This is a genomic window from Streptomyces sp. B1866, assembly GCF_031932565.1.
Lineage (GTDB): Bacteria > Actinomycetota > Actinomycetes > Streptomycetales > Streptomycetaceae > Streptomyces.
In genome coordinates, this window is sequence record NZ_JAVSCF010000097.1 from 1 (window position 1) to 21,465 (window position 21,465).

At 71.8% G+C, this 21,465-nt stretch carries 17 protein-coding genes and 1 pseudogene; 14 read left to right on the forward strand and 4 right to left on the reverse strand.

What is annotated here, in order from left to right; genetic code table 11:
* Positions 1-108 precede the first annotated feature (108 nt).
* Positions 109-2,976, forward strand: a complete 2,868-nt coding sequence (locus RKE29_RS15035) for a peroxidase family protein (protein ID WP_312005847.1) — start codon at positions 109-111, stop codon at positions 2,974-2,976.
* Here RKE29_RS15035 and RKE29_RS15040 read toward each other — a convergent pair.
* The gene (locus tag RKE29_RS15040; RefSeq protein WP_312005873.1) at positions 2,927-4,489 is read right to left on the reverse strand and encodes an IucA/IucC family protein; all 1,563 of its coding nucleotides are present in this window, start codon (positions 4,487-4,489) and stop codon (positions 2,927-2,929) included. The genes RKE29_RS15035 and RKE29_RS15040 overlap by 50 nt on opposite strands.
* 114 nt (positions 4,490-4,603) lie before the next feature.
* Here RKE29_RS15040 and RKE29_RS15045 point away from each other — a divergent pair, with 114 nt between their 5' ends.
* Entirely contained in the window at positions 4,604-4,741 is a 138-nt protein-coding gene (locus RKE29_RS15045; protein ID WP_312005849.1) for a hypothetical protein, read from the forward strand.
* A gap of 73 nt (positions 4,742-4,814) precedes the next feature.
* Here the strand turns inward: RKE29_RS15045 and RKE29_RS15050 are convergent, their stop codons facing one another.
* Positions 4,815-5,558, reverse strand: coding sequence for a helix-turn-helix domain-containing protein (locus tag RKE29_RS15050; RefSeq protein ID WP_312005850.1), 744 nt, complete (start codon positions 5,556-5,558; stop codon positions 4,815-4,817).
* 296 nt (positions 5,559-5,854) lie between these two features.
* Between RKE29_RS15050 and folE the strand changes: the two genes are divergently transcribed.
* The 6 genes from folE to RKE29_RS15080 all read left to right on the forward strand — a co-directional run bounded on the left by folE (position 5,855) and on the right by RKE29_RS15080 (position 10,938).
* Positions 5,855-6,406: a GTP cyclohydrolase I FolE gene (gene folE / locus RKE29_RS15055; protein WP_312005851.1), complete on the forward strand. Its 552-nt coding sequence runs from the start codon at positions 5,855-5,857 to the stop codon at positions 6,404-6,406.
* A gap of 528 nt (positions 6,407-6,934) precedes the next feature.
* The gene (locus RKE29_RS15060; protein WP_312005852.1) at positions 6,935-7,165 is read left to right on the forward strand and encodes a hypothetical protein; all 231 of its coding nucleotides are present in this window, start codon (positions 6,935-6,937) and stop codon (positions 7,163-7,165) included.
* A 435-nt stretch (positions 7,166-7,600) separates the two neighbouring features.
* Positions 7,601-7,834: a hypothetical protein gene (locus tag RKE29_RS15065; RefSeq protein ID WP_312005853.1), complete on the forward strand. Its 234-nt coding sequence runs from the start codon at positions 7,601-7,603 to the stop codon at positions 7,832-7,834.
* 34 nt (positions 7,835-7,868) lie between these two features.
* Positions 7,869-8,165 (forward strand): hypothetical protein, encoded by a 297-nt coding sequence (locus tag RKE29_RS15070; protein WP_312005855.1) that lies wholly within the window; start codon positions 7,869-7,871, stop codon positions 8,163-8,165.
* A gap of 972 nt (positions 8,166-9,137) precedes the next feature.
* On the forward strand, positions 9,138-10,121 hold the full coding sequence (locus tag RKE29_RS15075; protein ID WP_312005857.1) for a helix-turn-helix domain-containing protein: 984 nt from the start codon (positions 9,138-9,140) through the stop codon (positions 10,119-10,121).
* 412 nt (positions 10,122-10,533) lie between these two features.
* Entirely contained in the window at positions 10,534-10,938 is a 405-nt protein-coding gene (locus RKE29_RS15080) for a hypothetical protein (protein ID WP_312005859.1), read from the forward strand.
* Positions 10,939-12,786: 1,848 nt separating this feature from the next.
* On the opposite strand, the gene RKE29_RS15085 is transcribed toward RKE29_RS15080, so the two are convergent.
* Together RKE29_RS15085 and RKE29_RS15090 are read right to left on the reverse strand one after the other, a co-directional pair.
* Entirely contained in the window at positions 12,787-13,029 is a 243-nt protein-coding gene (locus RKE29_RS15085; protein ID WP_312005861.1) for a hypothetical protein, read from the reverse strand.
* 125 nt (positions 13,030-13,154) lie between these two features.
* Positions 13,155-14,661, reverse strand: a pseudogene (locus RKE29_RS15090) (ISL3 family transposase).
* 571 nt (positions 14,662-15,232) lie between these two features.
* Here RKE29_RS15090 and RKE29_RS15095 point away from each other — a divergent pair.
* The 6 genes from RKE29_RS15095 to RKE29_RS15120 all read left to right on the forward strand — a co-directional run.
* Positions 15,233-15,952 carry a hypothetical protein gene (locus tag RKE29_RS15095; RefSeq protein ID WP_312005863.1) on the forward strand — a complete coding sequence of 240 codons (720 nt, stop codon included), beginning with the start codon at positions 15,233-15,235 and terminating at the stop codon, positions 15,950-15,952.
* 459 nt (positions 15,953-16,411) lie between these two features.
* Complete coding sequence (locus tag RKE29_RS15100) at positions 16,412-16,762, forward strand: hypothetical protein (protein ID WP_312005865.1); 351 nt, start codon at positions 16,412-16,414, stop codon at positions 16,760-16,762.
* A 1,036-nt stretch (positions 16,763-17,798) separates the two neighbouring features.
* Positions 17,799-18,074, forward strand: a complete 276-nt coding sequence (locus RKE29_RS15105; RefSeq protein ID WP_312005866.1) for a hypothetical protein — start codon at positions 17,799-17,801, stop codon at positions 18,072-18,074.
* A 1-nt stretch (position 18,075) separates the two neighbouring features.
* Positions 18,076-19,533, forward strand: coding sequence for a hypothetical protein (locus tag RKE29_RS15110; protein WP_312005867.1), 1,458 nt, complete (start codon positions 18,076-18,078; stop codon positions 19,531-19,533).
* Positions 19,534-19,744: 211 nt separating this feature from the next.
* The gene (locus RKE29_RS15115) at positions 19,745-20,035 is read left to right on the forward strand and encodes a helix-turn-helix transcriptional regulator (protein ID WP_312005869.1); all 291 of its coding nucleotides are present in this window, start codon (positions 19,745-19,747) and stop codon (positions 20,033-20,035) included.
* Positions 20,032-21,465: helix-turn-helix domain-containing protein (locus tag RKE29_RS15120; RefSeq protein ID WP_312005871.1), on the forward strand; the 1,434-nt coding region annotated here is incomplete at its 3' end. The genes RKE29_RS15115 and RKE29_RS15120, both read left to right, overlap by 4 nt.

Consider the following 21,465-nt stretch of genomic DNA (forward strand, 5'->3'; position numbering starts at 1 on the left):
GCCGCCCGGGCCGGGCGGGCTCCCTCACCTCCCGCCGGCGCGGGCGGCGATCCCCCGGGGAGGCGGACGGCCGCCCGGAGCCGGAGAACCCCCGTGAAGGAGCCACCCATGCACGGACCCCACACGACGGGCGGGGAGGACTGGCACGAGGTCTACGAGGGCGGCAGTGCCGAGGCCGAGCGGGCCCTGTTCGACGCCTACGCCCGGCAGCTGATGCGCGTACAGGCCAGGACCGCCCGCCGGGAGCGCACCGCTCCCGCCCGTACCTTCCACGCCAAAGCCGCCCTCGGCGTCGAGAACGCCCGCCTGCGGGTGCGCGAGGACCTGCCGCCCGCGCTGCGGGCCGGCTTCGCGCAGCCCGGCGCCGAGTACCCGGTCACGGTGCGGTTGTCTAATGCTGCGGGCCGCCGCCGGCCCGACACCGAGCCCGACCTGCGCGGCGCCGCGCTGCGCGTCCATGCCACCGACTGCGTCCACGACCTGCTCATGACCAGCTTCCCGGTCTCGCACGCTCGCGACGCCCGCGAGTTCGTCGCCTTCGCCGCCGCCACGGCCGCCGCCCGCACCCGTCCCCGCCAGGCCTTCGCCCTGTACGTCAGGCTGCCGCTGGCCGTCGGCCGGCCGGCTGCCGCGCGCATGCGCCGCACCCTGTACGCCGCCACCCGCCGCACCGTGCGCAGCCTCGCCCTGGAGACCTACTTCAGCCGCGGCGCCATCCTGTGGGACGGCGCCGGACCCGTGCGCTACCTGCTGCGGCCCGCCCCGGACACCCCCCGGGAGCCCGCCGCCGGACCCGGCCGCCCGGGCCCCGACCACCTCCGCCGCGAAGTCCACCAGCGCCTGAAGCGGGCCGACATCGTCTTCGAGCTGTGCGTGCAGCGCTACGTCAGCGCCCGGCTCACCCCCATCGAGGACGGCTCGGCGGACTGGCCCGAGCAGGTGGCGCCCGCCGTGCCCGTGGCGACCCTGGTCATCCCCCGCCAGGACACCGAGACCCCCGCGGCCCTGGCCGCCGCCGCCCGCGTCGAGGCGCTGGCGTTCAACCCTTGGCACACCACCGAGGAGTTCCGCCCGCTGGGCAACCTCAACCGGGCCCGCAAGGCCGCCTACGAGGCCAGCAGCGCCCACCGCAGGGGCGAGCGGTTCCTCACCGACGCTCCCGGCCGCACCGCCGTGGCCGGCGCCGCCGGGGAGGCCGTCTACCGCACGGTCAACCGCGTCGTGCCCTGGCACCGGCTGCCGCGGCCCCTGCAGATGCCCAACCTGTTCTTCCTGCGCAGGACGCTGCGCCGCGCCAACCTCATCGACACCGACCTCCACCAGGCCCCGCCGCGCCCCGTGCCCGTACCGCCGCCCGCCGACGAGACCCTGCGCCTGTGCCGCAGCCCCGACGGCACGTACAACGACCTGTCCGCACCGGGCATGGGCGCCGTCGGCGCGGCCTTCGGGCGCAACCTGCCGCCCGTCCTGCGGGCCGACCTGTTCGACGAGCCCAACGCGTACACGGTCAGCAGGCGCCTGCTGGACCGCGAGGAGTTCCTGCCCGCGTCCTCCCTGAGCCTGCTGGCCGCCGCGTGGATCCAGTTCCAGGTGCACGACTGGACCCACCACAAGCGCTATCCGCCCGGCGTCAGAAGCGTCGAGGTGCCGCTGCCCCCCGGCGTCGACTGGCGCAACAGCCCCGGCGGCCCCGTCGAGCACGTGATGCGCGTCGCCGCCGACATGAGCGAGCGCCCCGACGGCCAGGGCGCGCCCGTCACCTTCGGCGACGTCGCCTCCCACTGGTGGGACGGCTCCGAGCTGTACGGCGGCGACCCGCGCGCCGCCGACCGGCTGCGCGGCCCCGGAGGCGACCTCCGGCTGGAGGACGGCCTGCTGCCCGCCGGCCCCGACGGCATCCCGGTCACCGGCTTCCACGACAACTGGTGGCTGGGCCTGAGCGCGCTGCACACCCTCTTCGCCCGCGAGCACAACGCGGTGTGCGCGGCGCTGCGCCGCGAGTACCCGGCCATGGACGACACGTCCGTCTACCACACGGCGCGGCTGGTGGTCTCCGCCCTCATAGCCAAGATCCACACCCTGGAGTGGACCCCGGCGATCCTGGCCACCCAGACGATCCGCCACGGCGGGCAGACCACCTGGCAGGGCCTGCCGCACACGTGGCTCGGCCGGCTGTGGACCTGGCTGTTCGAGGAGAGCGGCCGCACCGGCATCCCCCGCACGCTGCCCGAGCATGGCGTCGCTCCGTACGCCCTCACGGAGGATTTCGTCACCGTCTACCGCATGCATCCCTTGATTCCCGATGATGTCGAGCTCTACGACCACCGTTCGGGCCGACGGCTGGCCGCCTGCGGCTTTCCCGAGGTGAGCGGCGCCGCCGCCGAGCAGGTCCTGCGTGAGACCGGCCTGGCCAACTGCCTGTACTCCTTCGGTATCGCCCATCCCGGTGCTATCACCCTGCGCAACTATCCGCGTGCGTTGCAGTACCTGCGGCGGGACGGGGAGATCATCGACCTGTCCGTCGTCGACCTGGTGCGTACCCGCCGCCGCGGCGTGCCCCGCTACAACGACTTCCGCGCTGGCCTGCACAAGGGCCGTATCCGCCGTTTCGAGGATCTGACCGGCGACCCCGAGGCGCTGGCCCGGCTGAAGGAGGTCTACCGTTCCGTGGACGAGATCGACACCATGGTCGGGCTGTTCGCCGAGAATCCGCCCGAGGGGTTCGGCTTCAGTGACACCGCTTTCCGTGTCTTCCTGTTGATGGCCGCCCGCCGCTTGCAAAGCGACCGTTTCCTCACTGTCGACTTCCGGCCGGAGATCTACACGCCGCTGGGCATGGACTGGATCCAGCGCGGCGGCATGACCGCCGTGGTCCTGCGGCACTGCCCGAGACTGGCGCGGTTCATGACGAAGGACGCCAACGTGTTCACCCCCTGGCCGCCGGCTCTGCCCGCTCCGGGCCCCGGACGCCATTAGCGAGACCGCCCGGCTCCGGACGGCCCCCGGCCCTGGACGGCCAGCGCGGCGCCAGCGGGTTCGGCAGTTCGGTCCACAGGTCCCCGGACCGCCCCGTCTCCAGCCGCATCAGGGTGAGCGCCTTGGCCGGCAGGGGCTCCTGGCGCAGCGCTGCGGTGTCCGCGGTCGGCGGCAGGTCGGTGAGTGCGTCGCGCAGTACCCGGCCGAGCGCCGGCGCGCCGCCCGCCAGCGGTCCGAGCGCGCCGGTGACCAGCGAGCAGAACAGCTTGCGGCGCAGCCCGGCTGGGTCGTCCTCGATCAGGCGTCCGGCCAGCGGCGGCGCGGGCACGCCGTGGCGGGCCAGGCGGGCGGGGCTGGTCCGGATGTCCGCCAGGTCGCGGTAGACCAGGCGCCGGACACCGCCGTCCGGGCCCAGGACGGCCAGGAGGTTCTGGCCGTGCGCCTCCAGCGCCACTCCGAGGTCGAGCATGCGCAGGCAGACCGGCAGTGCCAGGCGGGCCAGCTCCGTGACCCGCGCGAGCCGGCGTTCCGGCGGGCCGGAGTCCGGCCAGGCCGTCGCGAGCGCGGCCACGGGCACGACCTGTTCGCCCTCGCCCGCGTCGGCGTGGACGGCCGGGGATTCCCGCCAGAGCGCGGCCAGGTCCGGGTGCGCGCCGGCGGCCGCGAGGGTGCGGGTGATCCGCAGCCGGTCGTCCAGCCGGTGGCACAGCCCCGCCAGGAACTCCGAGAGGTCCACCGCCCGCTCCAGCGAGTACGGCGAGATGTCTCGCACGGACGACGTCAGCCGGCTGGACAGGGCCGTCTTGAGGTGAACGTCCGCCAGGGCGCTTTCGAGGGGTTCCACGGTGCGCAGCGACATCAGCGGACGGGCCGTCACACAGCCGGCGGCCAGGCGGTGCGGTACGGACAGTCGCGGCAGCACGTGCTCGGCCTGCCAGGGGTGGACGGGCAGCAGCGGCGTCCGCCCGTCGTGCAGCCCGTCCGGCCAGGTGCCGACGACCGTGCACCCGTCGACCGCCGCCAGGGGCAGCCGGACCACCGGGCCGTGCCCGGGCGCGTACGCCAGTTGCTCGGCTGCGGTGAAACCGGGTCGTGAACGGCAGCCGGGATGGTACGGGTGGCCGTCGGCCACCCGCTGCTCCCACTCCCACAGGGCGGTCGGCCCGGCCGCGCGCACCGGCGCGGCGCGCGACAGGGCCAAAGACGCGGCGCTGTGGTCCAGCTCGGCGGCGAAACCCGGCCCGCCGGGCACCCTCAGAGTCGCCGTCAGCGCGGCGGGGTGGTGGTGCTCGGCGCCGTCCAGGGTGACCGCGGTCGGCCCGCCCGCGGTCGCCCACGGGTCCGGGTCCGGGCCCGCCAGCAGCCGGCCGTCGGCCAGCCGCAGCACCACCTCGTCCGCCGTCCGCCGGCGGCCCGTCACCCACGGCAGCGGGTCGTGCACCAGCCCCCGCCACAGCCGGCTCAGTACCGCCGCCCGCGCCCCGGGCAGCGCGGCGGCGTAGGCCCCCAGCATGCCGGGGCGCGCGGCGCGCAGTTCGTCGGCGGGGACACGCTCGGCAGGGCTGCGGAACACGGGCTGGCTCTCCCCAGGCACGGTGGCGCCGAGGTCGGCTGGACGGGCGGTCCGGTGCCCAACGTCGCCACGGTGCGGCTGTCGGCGGGGCAGTGGCAGCCGGGCCGGCGGCACGCCTGGGAGCTGAGGGTCGTGGACGGCGGCCAGGTCGCGGGCGTGCCGGCCGGCGCCGGTCTGCTCCCAGTGAGCTGAGGGTGTCCGCGGGCGTGGGCCGTACGGCCGCCGGCGCCGCGCTCGCCCCCCCCGGGCGGCGGCGGGGCGCGGGTTACCGGTCCTCGGCTGCCGGACGGTCACGGTCGGCGTCGATCCGGACGCAGCACTCTCCGGGTTCGGGGGCCAGGACGGCTTCGACGCCGCTGGCGTGGAGGCCGTCGAGGTAGCCGGTGAGGAAGGCGTGGTTCATGCCGCACACCAGGCCGGGTGCCCTGGCGGCCAGGGGATGGAAGGGGCAGTTGCGCAGCCGGATCCGGGTGGGGGTGGCGCGGACGGGTTCGTAGCCGTGCCGCTCCAGCACGCGCTGGCAGGCGGTCAGCCCGGGTCCGCTTCCCGGGCGTTGGCGGCCCGCGTGCTCCCGCGCGGCCTCGCCCAGCTGCCGGCCGCGTTCTCCGGCAGCCCGTACCGCCGCCTGCGCGGCGCTCTCACCGGCGCCTGCCGCCAGGACGGCGTCCAGCAGCAGGTCGGCCAGGAGTCCGTGGCGCCGGTCGGGGATGCTGACGGTGATCTGGGCGTCGGTGGGCTCGTACACCTTCGGCCGTCTGCCGGCCTTGCGGATCCCGCCGGGTGCTGCGTAGCGCGCGCGCAGCAGGCCGGCGTCGACGAGCTTGTCGAGGTGGAAGGCGGCGAGCTTGCGCGATATGCCGACGCTGGCGGCCGCCTCGTCGCGGGTGACGGCCCGGCGGGCGCGCCGGATGAACGCGAACATGCGCCGGCGTGAGTCCTCGCCCAGAACGCTGACGGAGTCGATGGCCGCGTCGGCCGCGTCGGCCGGCGGCGCCGGGTCAAGAGCCACGGCACCACGGTAACTCCTCCCCGCCGCGGGGGCGGAGAGTTCGTCACGGTGTGGTGACCTGCGTGTCTTGACGTCCCCCCGCAATAAGGCCAATACTTTTTGGTGAAACTATCGGGAGGTGTGGCGATGCCGGGTGAGTTCCAGCTTCGGGCGACGCGGCCGGCCGGCGTGGGAGCGTCCGGGCGGCGGCCGGCGTGACCGAGAGAGCAGACCGTGCCGCCGTCCGCCTGTGCACCGCCGGCCCGGAAGGACCACCCGCGGGGCCCGCCCTGCGAGTGGTCCACGAGCCGGAGGGTATGGACCTCGCCGCCGCCGAACGGGCCGCCGGTCAGTTCCTCAGGGCCCTCGGCATCTCCACCGCTTCGGAGAGCCTGCGCGGCACGCCGGGCCGGATGGCCCGCGCCTACGCCGAGCTGTTCAGCCCCCGCCCCTTCGACCTGACCACCTTCCCCAACGACGAGGGCTACGACGAACTGGTCCTGGCGCGCCGTATTCCCCTCCGGTCGGTGTGCGAGCACCACCTGCTGCCGTTCACCGGCACCGCCCACGTCGGCTACCTGCCCGGCGGCCGGATCCTGGGACTGTCGAAACTGGCCCGCGTCGTCGAGCACTTCGCCTGCCGCCCGCAGGTCCAGGAGCGCCTGACCAAGCAGGTCGCCGACTGGCTGCACACCCACCTGCAACCCCGGGGCGTCGGCGTGGTCATCGAGGCCGAGCACACCTACATGACCCTGCGCGGCGTCCAGGCCACCGGCTCCAGCACCATGACCTCCACCCTGCTGGGCCTGCTGCGCACCGACGCCCGCACCCGCGGCGAATTCCTCGCCCTGACCGGCGCGACCCCGTGACCACGCGGAGGGCGCCACCCCGCCCGCAGCCCCCGCACCCTGACGGGTGAACGGCGGGTGAACAGTTGAGGACCGGACAGGGAAGGAGCCCGACCGCACGCCCCCGGCTCGCACGGTGACCGGACGTCACCTGCACGGGCGAGGGGTGGGCCGGGTGAGCGCCGACAACATCGTGGCCGTCGTCACCACGCTGCTGGGCATCGCGGCGTCGATCGGAGTGGTCTGGTACGAGCGCCGGATCCCGCGGCGCAAGCGCATCGGCTACCGCGTACAGATGGACACGGCCCTAGGAGCCGTCGCCCCCTCCGGCCCCGGCCGGCCGAACGTACGGCACGGCCTGTTCCACGACCTCCCGGACATGGCCGACGCCACCGGTGGTCCTGCCGCGGGCCGAGAACGGCGGCGCCAGCGCCGTCACCAGCCCGGACTACACCGACCGCCACTGTGTTGGCTGTCATGCTCTTCGGTGTACCGGCGGGTGGGTCCCGGCAGACTTTTGCGGGTGAGCAGACCGGTCGCAGGGTTGAGTTGACCGCTGGTACTACGCCACCGGTCGCCCCCACCGGTCCGCTGTCCCGGCGGCTGACCGCCGGGCGGTGGGAGAAGGCGCTGCGTGTGGTGATCAACTCGGTGGTGTTCCGTTCCTCCGGCCAGGACCTGACCACCGCTGGCACCTACATCGAGATGGCCGCCCGCCTCACCGAACCGCTCTTCATCGGCCTGGTGGTCCTGGCCCTTCGCGCCCGTATCAAACGCTGACGGCCGCTCACGGCACGCCGCGCGCCGCGGAGGGCGTCGGCGGGGCTCACGCCGGGCAGCCGTGCGCCTGGCCGTGCCTGGCCCGGTCTCCCCGTGCCGCCTCGGCGCGCTCCGCCCCGTCCCGGTCCCCGGCCTTGGGGCGGGAGCGGCAGAGGTGAACGGGAGGGCGCTGGTGCGGGGAGACGGGCGGACCGGCGGCGAATTCCGCGCAGCTCAGCGGCGGTGCCTCGACTCTGCCCCGATCGCGGCACCGGTGGCGTGTCCCGCGCTGCCTGGCCGGTCTGGCTTTCGCGACGGGGGTGTTCGGTGACCGGGTCGGCTGCTGGGGCTGCTGTTGGCCGGTGCGGTGGTGTTCGCGGGGCTGTCGGTTGTGGCTTGGCTTGTGGTGGACTCGCTGATGTTGATCGTCGTGTGTGTGCTGCTGGGCGTCGCCGGGTGACGCTGGCGCTGTCGACGCTGGTGCTGGTTACCGGCGTGTTCCTGGGCGAACGTCGGTGTGGGAAGGCGATCGTGATGTGGGCGGCCTGCCAGTTTGCTGGTGGTGCGATCGGCCTCGTACTCGCGGTGTTGCTGGTTTCGGTGCTTTTGGCGGGGGCCGGTGTTCCTGTTTCGGTGCTGGTGATGGTGTTGTTGCTGATTGCCGGTCTTGCTGTCGGAGTCCCGCGGTGACCGCGTCGGGCGGCTGGATCCGGCGGGCGTTGGCATGTCGTTCGCGGTGGTGCTGCTGGTGGTCGGTATCGAGCGGCTGGCCGCCGAGGGCGGACCGCTCGTGGCGGCCGTCGTCCTTAGGGTCGGTGCGGTGTTCGTGCGCCGGCAGCTGCGGCTGGAGACACCGCTGCTGGATCTGCGCCTGCTGTGCAGCCGCTGCTGGACCTGTGCCTGTTGTGCAGCGGCCTCCCGGCCGCTGGTCCGGGACGCCGCTCCCGGCCGCTGGTCCGGGACGCCGGTGGTGCAGGACAGGAGGAGGACGGCGGCCGCCTTGCCGGCCCGCGCCCGCTGACCGGCCCGCGGCCACTCGAACACCCCGGGCCGCGCGTGCGCTGCGCGGCCCGGCCCCCGCCGTGTCCCCTGCTGCCCGCCGTGTGCCCGCCCCGCCGGGGGCCGCTGAGCTGTACACCGGCCGCTGGCCCGGCCCCCGCCCGCCCCGCACCGGCGAGGGCGTCCGGGACACCTTCGGCATACCGGAGGCAGATGCTCCCCTTATGGGGCTGGCTTGCCTCAGCCGGTTCGGGCGCCGTCTTCAGGCCGCAGCGCGAAGGCTCGCCTCAGCGGTTCCGCCCGTGCTCCCGTCACCGTGGCCGTTCGCGAGCGGCTTCTCCTCGCAGTCCTCTGTGCTGTGCGGGTTGACCTGCGTAAAGGGGGTGGAGGACAGGTACTGGCCGGGCCGGCGGCACCGGCACGCACGAGGGGTGTGCCGTACGGGGCCGCGCCGGGGGCCGGCCGGTGCGCCTGGGCGGGCAGCAATAGACCTCGGCGCTGTAGCGGCCGCTACAGCGCAGCCCCCTCAAGGCCTGTTCACTACGGGTGTGCATTCCGTGCAGGCGGCGTGCTTCCGGCGGCTGGAGCTGGAGGGCAGGCGGGTGACCGGAGAGTTCTCCCGGGGAGCGGACGGGCGCATCAGAGGCTCGCCAGCGCCTGAAAACGCCTTCCGCGGCCTGGCCCTGACAGGCCTTCGCCGCCCGTGGGGACTCCCCGCCCGCGGCAAGGCCGGCCGCTCCTGCCACGCCGTCCGCACCGCCTACGGCATCCCGCCCCGCGGCGACCGGGAGACGCCCCGGCGAAGACCCGCCGCCGCNGCGACCGGGAGACGCCCCGGCGAAGACCCGCCGCCGCGGCAGCAGAAAACACCCGAAGGTCCCCATAGTGCCTCCTGGCCGCCGCGACACCGCTCCCTGCTCCCCAGCCTCCCGGCTACCGGCCCACCGCACGGTGGGCCGGTAGCCGGCGGACAGACGAAAAAGGGCCATCTGCGATGACCGTGATCCGCTACTCCACCGCCGGCCTGCCGAAGGCCGACCGGTTCGCCTGGTGGCACGACATGACGTATTCCGCGCTCGTCGCCACCGCGATGCACACCCCGCATGCGGACGGCTTCCACGCGGCAGCCGACGTCATGGACCTCGGCCTCGGCCAGATCACCGCCATGACGTACCAGCCGATGACCGTCGAGCGCACTCCGAAGCTGATCCGCCTCAGCGATCCCGGGTACTACCAGGTCTCCTTGACCGTGCACGGCTCCATGGGACTGGCCCAGTCCCGCCGGGACGTCAGCTTCGGCCCCGGCGACCTGGTGATCTACGACTCCTCCCGGCCGTTCAGCGGATTCGCCGCCGCCGAGCCCGGGGCGGTCAAGCACATCGTGGCCCAGGTACCCCAAAGCCTGGTGCCGGTCCGGCCGGACCTCCTCGACCGCCTGGTCGCCACCCGATTACCCGGCGACCACGGGTTCGCGAGACTCCTGGCCCACTTCCTTACCCAGGTCACCGCCCAGGCCCACCACTACCAGCCCTCCGACACACCCCGCCTGCTGACCGTCCTGCTCGACCTGCTCGCCGCCACCGTCGCCCAGCACCTGGACGACCCCGCCGCCCTCACCCCCGAAAGCCGCCGGCACACCCTGTTCCTGCGCATCCGCGCCCACATCCACCGCCACTTGAGCGACCCCGACCTCTCCCCGGCCCGGATCGCCGCCGCCCACCACATCTCCCTGCGCACCCTGCACCGCCTCTTCCGACCCCAGGGCACCACGGTGGCCGCCTACATCCGCCACCAGCGCCTGCAGGCCGCCCACCGCGACCTGGCCGACCCCCGGCTGGCCTCCCGGCCCATCCATGCCATCGCCACCAGCTGGGGCTTCCCCCGGGCCGAGGACTTCACCCGCGCCTTCCGCACCGCCTACGGCATCCCGCCCCGCGACTACCGGCAAACGGCCCTCCGGAAGCGGACTGGCACGTAATGCCAAGGTATGGGCACGGACTGCCAAAGACACCGGTGAGGTGCCCGGCGCAGACTCATTGCGTCAGAGACCGGCACCCTTCCGCAGCGGGACCCGGATTGCCGATACGGAAGGAGTTTCTCTTTTGAAACGAATGCTTTGCGGTACGTTTCGCCTGCCGGCGGGCGAAACCCGCCCCGGGCCGCCGGACGGCCGTCGGCGGACAGGCGCAGCAGCGGTCAGGGATGCACCCGGCCGGCTGCTGGACCGCGGGCGACCGGGAGAGACGGCCGGGACGCGCGCGTCCGCGCATGAGCAGCCGCGCGGGCGCATCAGCAGACAACCGGAATATCGGACTGCGGAATGCTGCACCGTTCGTTTCCGCATGCATGCCGGCCACGGCAACACTTATCTCTGAGCCAAGGGGAGAAGAATGCGTATATTACGCAGTGTTTCAGTCGCGTTGGCGGTGACAGGACTTGCCGCGGGGATGGGGGTCCCTGCGGCAACCGCCGCGCAGAGTAGCAGCGCCGCAGTCTCCTGCTCGCAGTGGAAGGTCATCCAGGTCAGCCACAACGCCGCAGGGGTGAAATACAGGGAGTGCGACCGCAAGGTCAACGGCAAGAAGCAGACCAGCGCTGCCCTGTACATCTGGGACAACAAGAAAGACGGCAAGTGCGCCGAAGTCTATGTGGCTGCGGGCTTTTCGCACTGGTACGGCCTCGACACAACGTGGGACCACTGGTACGCCTGGTGCTCCACCTCCCACCACAGCCCTGAGATCAAGACCGGCTGGCACAAAGGCGACGACGTCCAAGTATCCCTTCAGCTCGGCTGACTGGACAAGGAATCTCGCCGCCGGCTTCCTCAGCCGGCGGCGAGACACGTCTGATGTGCCACGTCGCTCGGCGGAACGCATCGCCGTGTCCGCCGCCCCGGCCAGCCCTCGGCGGGCTTCGGCCGCTCCGCGCCCGTCCCCCGCGCCGCTGGGTCGCGCCGGGCCTGCCCGCTGCCCGCGCTCGGCTGTCCGCCGCCGTCCGACCCCCGGGGCCGGGGCCCGTCGTCCCCACCCCGGCCCCGCCGAGCCGCTGGCCCCGCGCGCCGTTCCCGGGCCGCCGTGCCCGTACGCCACGTCCGCCTGCCCGTAATGCCAGGCGCGCTGTCGCCCGCCGCCGTGCTGCCCGCGCCGCACTGCCGGCCCGGCCACCCTCCGCGTCTGGACCCGCCGCCGGGTTCCCGGCCTTGGCCCGCGCTCAACAGGCCACGCACCGCAGGGCTGTCGTCCCCGCCGCGTTCGCGCCCGGCCGCCTGCCCCCGCGTCCGCCGAGCCTCGCGCCGCTGCCGTGCACTGACCGGCCCGGCCGCGCGCCGGACCTGGGGTGCTGGTCCACCAGGGGGAAGACCCGGCTGCCCGCCGTGCGGGCCGCATGGCCGCCGCACCCACCGAGCCCCACGGCCGGGTCGTTCCCGGCACCGGCCGCGCGCCGCCCAGCCCCGGCGCTCCGCGCGAACCGGCTTCCGCCCTGCCCACCCCGTCGTCCGCCCGCCCGCCTGGTACCCGGGCCGCGGCCCCGCCCCGCCGGCCCGGGGTGCCGGCCCGCAGAAGGAAGAAGCCGACCGCCCGCCGACCCACGCCCACCGTCCGGCCCGGCCCGCACCGCACTGCCGTGTCCGTGCTGCACGCCGCGCCGCCCCGTCCCGGGCCGCCGAGCCGTACGCCGGGCCGCCGGCCCGGGCCGCAGGCGTCACTTCGGGGCACCTGAGGCGACGCCAGGCCCGGCGGCTGTCAAGTTTTCTTCTCCAGCGCTTGGCCGTGAGGACTCGGTTGGTGTCGGCGAACGGGTTGGTGGTGATGCCGAGGCCGAAGAGCGCGTAGATGCGGCGCAGAGCCTCGTGGGCGTCGCGCTCCGGATCTTCCAGGGCCTGCCAGCTGCGGTTCCACTCGTCACTCGTGGCCGGCTGCGGTGAGCCGCCGAGCGCACAGTTCGGGTCGTCACCAGAGACCAGCGTGCGTACGGGCGGGTGGGCGAAGTCCGAGGCGACGATCCGGCACGTCCAGGTGCCGTCGACCAGCGGCAGGACGTGCTGGTCGGCCAGCCGGAAGTACTCCACTGCGATCTCGGTCAACACGAACACGGCCGCGCTGGAGAACCGCTCCATCGCCCAGCCCAGCACCTCAGCGGCCGCGGCCGCGGTAACCGCTCCGTCCGGTTCGACCAGCAGCCCGCGGCGGGGAGGGTCTGCCGCCAGGAGGCCGCCCTGGAATGGTTTCGGCCGCTGGTATGCCGATGCCAAGTCGAAGGCGCAGGCGCCTCGGAGCGTGCCCTGGTGGCCCAGGAGGCCCCGGAGGCCGCCGCCGGCGTACATACCGCCGGACAATGCCCCGGGGGTGACCGGGGGCGCTCTGGAAGAACAGCACCGGCTCTGCTCCATGCCCAAAGCAGCCCGCACGCCAGTGCGGGCGCCCGCCTGCGTCCACGGCCGGCGCAGGCGGGGCGGCAAGGTCCGCGCCGCGAGCGCAGGCCGTCGTTCAGGAGCCGGTAGGCGTCGTCCGGCGAGAGGCAGACCGTGGTGTCGCCGTTGCGCCCCGGGACCGTCCAGCTTCCCTTGACAAACGGGCCGCTCTCGGTAATGCCCCGGGTGACCAGCGCCCACCGGTCGGATTCGGGCAGGGCCGGTACCTCGATCACCAAGTAGTGGCCGACCGCGGCCGGGCCATCATCAGAGTGCTCGTACCAGAAGAGTTGACCGCAAGCAGGGGACGCACGTACCCGGCGATGACGTCCTTGCACAAGTCGCCGCTGACCAGCCTCTTGTCGAAAGGCGTCACCTTCTCCGCGACCTCGTGGAACTCGGTCGGCCGCTTCCTTCCCTTGAAGCCCCACACGACCAGGCCGCCGCCGGCGTAGGCAAAGGCAGCGACATCCATGGAAAGTTCCCAATTTGCCCTTGCCGGTGCTCAGGCCGTACGGCCCGTTGGACGAAATGCTCTTGTGCGATGGGTGTGTCAAGTTAACGGCCCTGTCTCACTTTCGGTGGTGACGGAGCGTGCTGCTATCCGAGGAGGATGCGGTGGCGGAGGAGGGTGAAGCCTGCTCGTCCGTGCATCTGGCGCGCGATCCGCTTGGTCTTGGTGTTGACGCCTTCGGTGGGGCCGTTGCTGTACGGAAGCGTGAGCGCGGCGATCACGGCCTCGCGATCTCGGTCCAGGCCCCGGGTGAAGGCGTGCAGATGGGGTAGATCGGCTGCGCGGACCTGCACGATCCAGTGCGAGAGCTTGTCGGCATTTTCTGCGCGAGGTGTAAGGAGTCCGGCGAAGTCTCTGATGCAGGTGGCAAGTTGGGTCATCTCGGGGCAGGCGGCGGTGAGCCGGGCCAGAAGATCGTGATGCTCGGTCTTGAGGTTGTCGGGCCTGGTGAGGATCATCCGGGCGAGCCGGCGGGGGGAGATGTGGCTGCGGTCGGCGTCCGCGCGGCCTTGGTTGATGTTACTTGTGCAGGAGGTTGAGGCAGCCGGTGTAGCCGAGGGCCTTGATCTCTTCGAAGAGGTGGCTGACGGGGACGGCGGGGTCCTCAGTCCGGCGTTTGCGCAGGTGCTCGCGGTAGGGGTCGACGAGGCCGGCGCGGTATTTGGGGACGCGGAGCATCCGCTCGGGCCGGTCGGCCCGGGCGTAGCGTTTGACGGTGTTCAGGGCCAGCTGCAGGCGGCGGGCGCACTCCAGCAGGCCCATGCCCCGGTCGAGCAGGTTGTGGACCTGGTGCCAGCGGTCGAGGGTGGTCTGTGCGCGGGGGCCGTCGTAGATCGGTGCGTCCAGTACGGTGGCCCAGCAGGTGCTGTGTGCCTTCACCTCGCTCAGGGCGGCTTCGCACAGGTTGTGCCACAGGTGCCACCTGTCCGCGACCTGCACTGCGTCGGGCAGGGCACGGCGGATGGCCTCGGCGTAGGTGGCCGAGCCGTCACGGCACACGACCTCGACGCCCGGATGCTCGCGCAGCCACGCCTCCAGTGTGTCGGCCGTGCGGTCGGGCAGCACGTCGATCCGCTGATGGCTCTCGGCGTCGATCACCACGGTGGCATAGCGGTGCCGACGGCGCAGAGCGAAGTCATCGACGCCGATCACGCGGGGCGTCCGCCCGGTGGGCAGCGGGGTGTGCAGCAGGGCTCGCAGGGCCGTGTGACGAGACAGGCCCACCGCGAGTCCCGCCAGCAAACGTGAACCCGCCCGGCCCGCTAACTCCTTGACCACGGCCTTGACCTGCCTGGTCAGACGGACCGTGCGCCGCTGATATCTCTCCAGCACTCCGGGCAGCTGCTCGCGGAAGGTCTGCCGGCAACCGCGCGTGGGACACACCAGGCGGCGCACCCGCACACGGACCACCACACGCCGCCCGTCGACCGGCACGTCGGCCACCGTCCGCAACTGATAGCCGTGCACCTGCCCCGACGACACCGCGCACACCGGACAGACCGCGGAGTCCTGCGGAGTCCGCGCCCGCACCACGATCCGCTCGCCCTCATCGACCACCCCCTCGATGACCAGCGGAGACAACCCCGAAAACACCGTCTGCACAAGATCGTTGACATCCTTCACACCAAGGTCAACGACCCTCGCTACGCTCCGTCACCACCGAAAGTGAGACAGGGCCGTCTATTGGACACTCCCACCGCCCGCGCTACTGTGCCGAGGCGGACGAAGACGTGAGAGGGAAGAATCCGAAGCGCTGGCCGTGGGCCTCGCGGCTGATATGGAGACCTGTGCCTGATTGAGGATGTCCGAGGGCGGGTCGGTGTTCTCCACGACGATGGCCTGGACGCGGAAGGCGCTGAGCAATGCCGGTAGAAGTGCTGGGGCACGCTCTGGCGCAGATCCGCCCCTGCACCCTGTGTTCCTGGCGCCGCGAGGCGGCGGATACTGCCGTCACTCTGGTCGCCGGGCTCGAGGCGGTGCTGGACGGGCTTCCTCTACCAGTGACCGCCTCCATCCGCCTTCTGGATTCCCGTTTCCCGGTGGGATGTCAGCGCCTGCTTCTAGTCTCTGAGCCATGACATCAGCGAGGCCCAAACGGCCGATCACTGAACTCCCGGGCGACCCTGCCCGCCTCCACCTCCACTACGGCCATGGCCATCCTGCGGTGCCCTACGACTTTGAGGACACGCTGGAATCCTGGTACGTCACCGTCACCTACGGGCTGGCGGGCGACGAGGAGTGGGACGACAACGAGGACGGGGAAAGCCACGCTCCCGCCCCGGGCACCGAGGTGGGGCACCTCATCCTGTGGAGGCTGCGCGACTACACGGGCGACAACCGGTGGGAGGCCGCCGACGCCGAGTCCGGCGATCTCGAGGTCATAGCCTCCGCAGTCCTTGGCCGATCCGGACGCGACGGCTACAGCGCTGCGTTCGAGAAGACGGTCACCCAGCCCGTCGGCGATCTGCTGCTGCTCGACCGCGTCAGCCTGGACAGGGCATGGAGGGGTTTTGGGCTGGGGCCTGTCCTGGCAGCCGAGGCGATCCGCCGCCTTTCCGGGGGCTGTTGTGCGGTCGCGGTGTATCCCGCCATGGGCGAGTATCCCGAAGACCGTGAACAGGTCAGTGAGGCCTACCGCCGGCAGGCGAAGAAGAAGATTGCCGCCTTGTGGCAGAGCATCGGCTTCCAGCCGTTCCGTCGTGGCGTCTGGCTCCTGGACACCGCCCTGCGCCAACCAGAAGAACTCCTCCGGGCTCGCCGTGCCGAACTGCACGCGCTCAGCGCAGCCTTCCAGCGGCCCGGCCCGTTGGAGAGCAACTCGACGGACGGCATGGCTGCCGCAGAGAACGGCATCCAGGTGTCGACGAGTCCCGGCCTGGGCTGACGTTCGGCAGCGCTGTAGCGCGCGGCTGTACAGGAACACGAAGAACGAACGGGGGGGAGCGGAGAGCCATGGGGGAGAGGCAGCCTGAGGGCGAGGACATCCAGGATGCGCTGGACTGGGCACGGCAGCGCCTTGAAGAGATGGGTGTCTTCAAGGCGCAGGACGGACTGCGGTGGGCGGCGGCTCACGGGCTCGTCCTGTCCGTGTGGCGCAACGGCCCGATCGAGGACGCGCACGCTTCCCGGCCGACCAGCCGGCGCAAGGCGTTGCACGACGGGACGATGTTCGCCCGCAACACCTGGCTCACCCGGCAGGCGTTCGATGTCCTGGGCTCCGACGACCCGTTCCGTCTCTACGCACTGGAGGACCTGATCCTGGACCGAGGTATGGTCTGGCCGGGATGCGGGGGGGACCCTGACGGACTTCGGCTGGGGATTCCTTGGAGAGATCAAGAAACAAGTGAAACAGCGTATCGACATGTTCCGGCATTTCGAAATGCTTTTGCCGCCAGACGACTTCCTCCTCTTCGCCGGTGCTCCCCGCATCGGGACTCACGACGACCATTACGGTATGCCGAAATGGCCTGCCTGCGTCGAAGCGGCGATGCGCCGGCTGCGTGGTGAGGACGAGGAGTTCCTGCACGAGTGGGGTGACTTGATGACCCGCATTGGCCCCGCTCCCACTCCTGTCACCGCGGACCTCGAGAAAACCCGGAAACTGCTGCTGGAGGCCCCGTGGGAACTGGGCGCCGATAACCTGGGCTGGTTCGCCTGGAACCCAATCTTGGAACCGCCGAGCACGACACCGTAGGCGCAGGCGCGACAGCAGTCGCCACGACCGCGCACGCCCCTTCGACGGTTGGTGGGCCAGCGCAGCCTTGCAGGGTTGGAACCGCTTGTTCCTGTTGAGGGATGCCTTCCGCTCATACCGCGAGGCGTTCCTGAGCGGCTTCCAGGTCTGATGCCGCTACCGCGGGTGACCGGGTCTGGGCCGGGCCGGGGCGCGAGGCGTTGCGGGGAGCTGGGACCAAGGTAGGCGCCAGACCACCTACCGGTCTCCCGGTGGTGGTGCCAGGCTGTCAGGGTGCGGGCGGCCACCAGCCGGTCGAGGAGTTCTTCGGTCTGATGGCGGGAGTGCCCGCACAGCCGGGCCAGGATCTCCAGGTCGGCGCTGTGGCGGGCCTGCGCGCAGGTGTGCGCGGCCAGCACCAGTGCGGTCAGGTGCAGGGAGGACTGGGCGGCCGCTGGCAGCGCCAGGGGCATCGGGTGCATCGCCCAGCGGGCGGCTCGGTGGCGTGCGCTGCGGTCGGGTGTCTGGTCCAGGACGGCGGGATCGAGCAGCCGCACCGTCAGATGCGCCGGCCTGGGGTCGGGCAGCTCCAGCCAGCCGACATGGGCCAGTTCCTCCCACAGTTCCCGGCGCCCGTGCAATCGACGACGCCGAGGCCCGCCTCGCCTACACGGCCGACCCGTACCCGTCAACGCCTCGACATCGGCGGCTTGTCCTGGGTCCAGGACCATCCCGACGGCAATCCCCTCCCCATCGGGGCAGAGCACGTGCGATGCCTCGCAGGGGCACGAAGTAAGTAGGCAGGGTGCGTCCATGGCTGAGCAGCGAAATCGGGCAGCACGGCCGACTGGCGGGAGAAGAGGAGGTCACCCGGGGCCGGGCGGTCCTCACCCTTTCTGGCGATCCGGTCATCGCACTCGATTCCTTCAGCAGGCTTCCCTGTTGTCCCGGTGTCGGTGAACTGTGGAAGGAAGTCCATGTCGCGAGATCTGTTCGTTGAGCAAGTGGTCATCAACTCCACCGGCGGGTACGCACCCTCGACTTCGCCCATCCGGTGGTGTGCGTCTACGGCCCCATCGACACGGGCAAGACGACGCTGGTCGACTGCATCAAGTACCCGCTGGGACTTCCGGTGGAGTGGCGGCAGGTGCCCTCGGAACGGCTGACCTCCGTCACAGTGCACCTGCGGATCGAAGGCATGCGCATCGCCCTGCGGCGCTCCACCGTTGCCGGCACCGGGACCGTCGAACTGATCAGTCCCTACGACGGAAAAAGTCGAAGAACGTCTCGACGTCACCGTGCAGCCGGACAGCGACCGGCGCGTTGTAGGTGAGGTGCTGCTGGACCTGCTGGGCCTGTCCGAGCTGTTTGCCCCGCCCACCGCGGTGGCCCTGCTCGGCAGCGGTGCCCGTCTCACCTTCGCCCAGCTCTACGCCTTGAACCACCTCTCCCAGGACATGGTCGACGGCACGGAGGCCGTACGCGGACAGGCCAACACCGCGCAGTCCTACAAGACGGTCGTCGAGCTTGTGCTCGGACTCATCGATGCGGAGATGCGGGTGCTGACCGCCCGCCGCGACGACCTGAGCCAGACTGTGAGCCAGTTCAAACGCCGCACCGAGACGATCAGCGAATTCCTGACCGGGAGCGCTGCCGAACTGGAGGAGGAGCTGACCCGCTCCCAGAGTGAAGAACGGGAGACGCTGACGGCCCTGGAGGAACTCAAGGGCCGCATGCGGGCCGCGACCACCTTCGCCGATCCACTACGCCAGCGCGTCGCCGCCCTGGAGGGAACGCACTCCAGGGCCCGGGAAGAGGAGAAGGCGGCCCAGGCCGCCGTCTCCTTGGCCCAACGGGCCATCAAGCGCGCTCAGCGGCAGCCGGGCACCGACCCAGTGCGGCGCTGCCCCTCCTGCACGCAGCTGCTGGCCGGTCGGATCGTGCCTGAGGGGGTCTGTGATCTGTGTCTGTGCGAACTGGATCCCGGTGCGCGGGACGAGGTCGTGCAGGCAGCCGAAGCCGCGCTGGCCACGGCGCAGCAGCGGGCCATCGAGGCGGCCAAGGCAGCCGGTGAGAGTCGGGATGCTCTCGCTCAGGCGCGGACGGAGCTGGAAGAGCGGACCCGCCTGGAGATCGGGCCTCTGGCCGGGCAGATCGAGCAGCTCTCGGCTGCCCATGCCGGTGCCCGCACCCGGACCGGCATGCTCGAGCGGCAGCTCGACCCGCATCGGCGGCTGCTCGAACTGCAGCGGGCGCTACGCGTGGCAGAAGAAGAACTGCGCGGTGTGCACGAGGACATCAAGACGCGCAAGAACCTCCTGTCCGGACGCCAGACCACCCTGGCCGAGCTGGAGGAGCAGTTCGCAGCCATCATCGGCGGTCTGTCGCTGCCCGGAGAGCCTGGTGCGCGCATCGATCACAACTCGCTCCTGCCGAAGGTCAGGGCAGGCAAACTCACGAAGGTGGGCCACGGCGTGCGCACCGCGATCAACGTGGCCTACCGGATGACATTCCTCAGCCACGCACTGGTCACCGGGGCCACCGATCTGCCGTCCCTGCTGATCATCGATTCGCCGCGCAAGAACGTCGGATTCGGCAACGAGGACCAGCAGCTGATCGCACGGCTGTATGCGCACTTCCTCGACCACATCGACGGCGCCCGCCGCGACACGCCGCATGCACGCCCGCACCAGGTCATCATCGTCGACAACGACCTGCCCTCCTTGCCCGCGCAGCTGCGCCGCCAGATGCACACCATCGAGCTCACTCGGGACAACCCGCTGGTGCCCTGACCCGCACCACGCGATCACGGTGGGGATGGACTTCGCCCTCGGGCATGTGGCCGCGGCGGTGCGCCGGGTGCGGAGACCCGATGGACCGCGGTGCCCGCCAGCCGCAGTCCGGCCGTTACCCATCCTCGAGGACCCCAGGCCACCACAAGAAAGCCATGCGAATCACTCGTAAATTATGCATAAATCGCATTCCTCTGGTAGGGTGGAGGTCATGGGAATGTCCTTGCCGGAACGGGTGCGGCTGGTGGTGGCGGCACTGATGCATGCCTCGGGCGAGTCGCAGGCGAGACTGGCTGAGGCGCTGGGGGTGACGCAGGCGCAGGTGAGCCGCCGTCAGTCCGGGGCCGCCGCCTGGAGTCTGGCCGACTGCGAGGCGCTGGCCGTGCACTACGGCATGGATGTCCTGGACTTCCTGGCGGGCCCGACCCGGGCGTGCGAGGCGCTGCCCGACGCGCGCCGCGCCGGACGGCGACGGCCGCCCGTGAAGGGAGAGGCACGGTGAAGCCGCAGTTCGAGGCGATCGACGCCCTGCTCGCCGCGGCCCGCAAAGAGGCCGAACTACCCCCGGCCGAGCAGCGCCGCGCCCTGCGTGAAGCACTGGACCTCTCCCGCGCGCAGGTGGCCCGGGCGCTGGGAGTGAGTTCCTCCACGGTCGGCGGCTGGGAAGCGGGCCGCGACCCGGCCGGTGACATCCGTGAGCGCTACGCCTACTTCCTCAAAGGCGCTCACGCCAAGCTCGCCGACCTCAATGCCGCCCGTCAGGCTGAAACCGCTGCTCACACCGACCTCCCTCAAGCCGGGCCCGCCACGTCGGGCGGCGACGCTGCGACGGATGCGGAGCAGCCGGGTACGGCTGATCAGCCGTACCCGGCGCCGGAAGCCGACGACGTCGAGGACCTGGGAGTGCCCCGGCCGTGTGTCCTGTGCGGGCATCCCGCCCGCCACCAGGTCGCCGGATTTCCGCAGCACCTCGACCCTGCCCAGTGCGCGACGACAGCCCCCGTACCAGCCGCCCCCGCCAAGCGGCCGGAGGGCCGCACGGCGGAGACCATCAAGACCGTCCCCGCAGGCCGCCGTGTGCGGACCGCGTCCGACGCCGACCCGATCGCGGCGGCCGTGGCCGAGGTGCTCGAGGCGTACGAGGGCGATGTCGACGCGGCGACCGCAGCCCTGGTCAAGCGGGCGATCCCGGATGCGATGGCCCTGCTGGACGAGACCCGCAGGGGCGGCCGCTACGCCATCGTCGCCCACCCCTGGATCCCGGACATCCTGCGCAAGCCCTCCGCCCGCGGCGCCGACCAGATCTGGGAGGCACGCCCCAAGTGGACCCGCCCCGAACTGCCTTCCGGCACACACGAGGTGACGGCCCTGGACATCAACGGCGCCTACCTCAGCGCACTCAAAACGCACCTGCCGCTCGGCCAGCTTGAGCACACCGTCGGCAATGTGCACGACCGCCGCCGCGCCGGCGTCCACCTGATCACCCCGCCCGCATGGGAGCACGGCGCCCACCTGCCCAACCCGATCGGCAACCGCGACGAACCCGGCCCCCTCTGGGTCACCGAACCCACCCTCCGCCTGCTGCTGCGCCTATCCGGCCCGAAGTACGCCCTGTGTGAACCCCCCGAGACCCACGAATCGTTCACCTCGGGGGCGACGGAGAGCCTGCTGGAGAAGTTCCGCATCACTCTCAAGGACGCCCGCGACACCGCGATCGCCGAGGGGGACGAGGTGACGCTGGAGTACGTGAAGGCGATGTACTCGAAGTTCGTCTCCACGATGGGGGAGTCGAACTACAACCGGGAGCTGTACCGCCCCGACTGGATGCACCTGATCCGCTCGCAGGCCTTCGCCAACCTCTGGGCCAAAGCCCTCAAGGCACACGACGCCGGCCTGACGGTCGTCCGCGCGATGGGCACCGACGAACTCCAC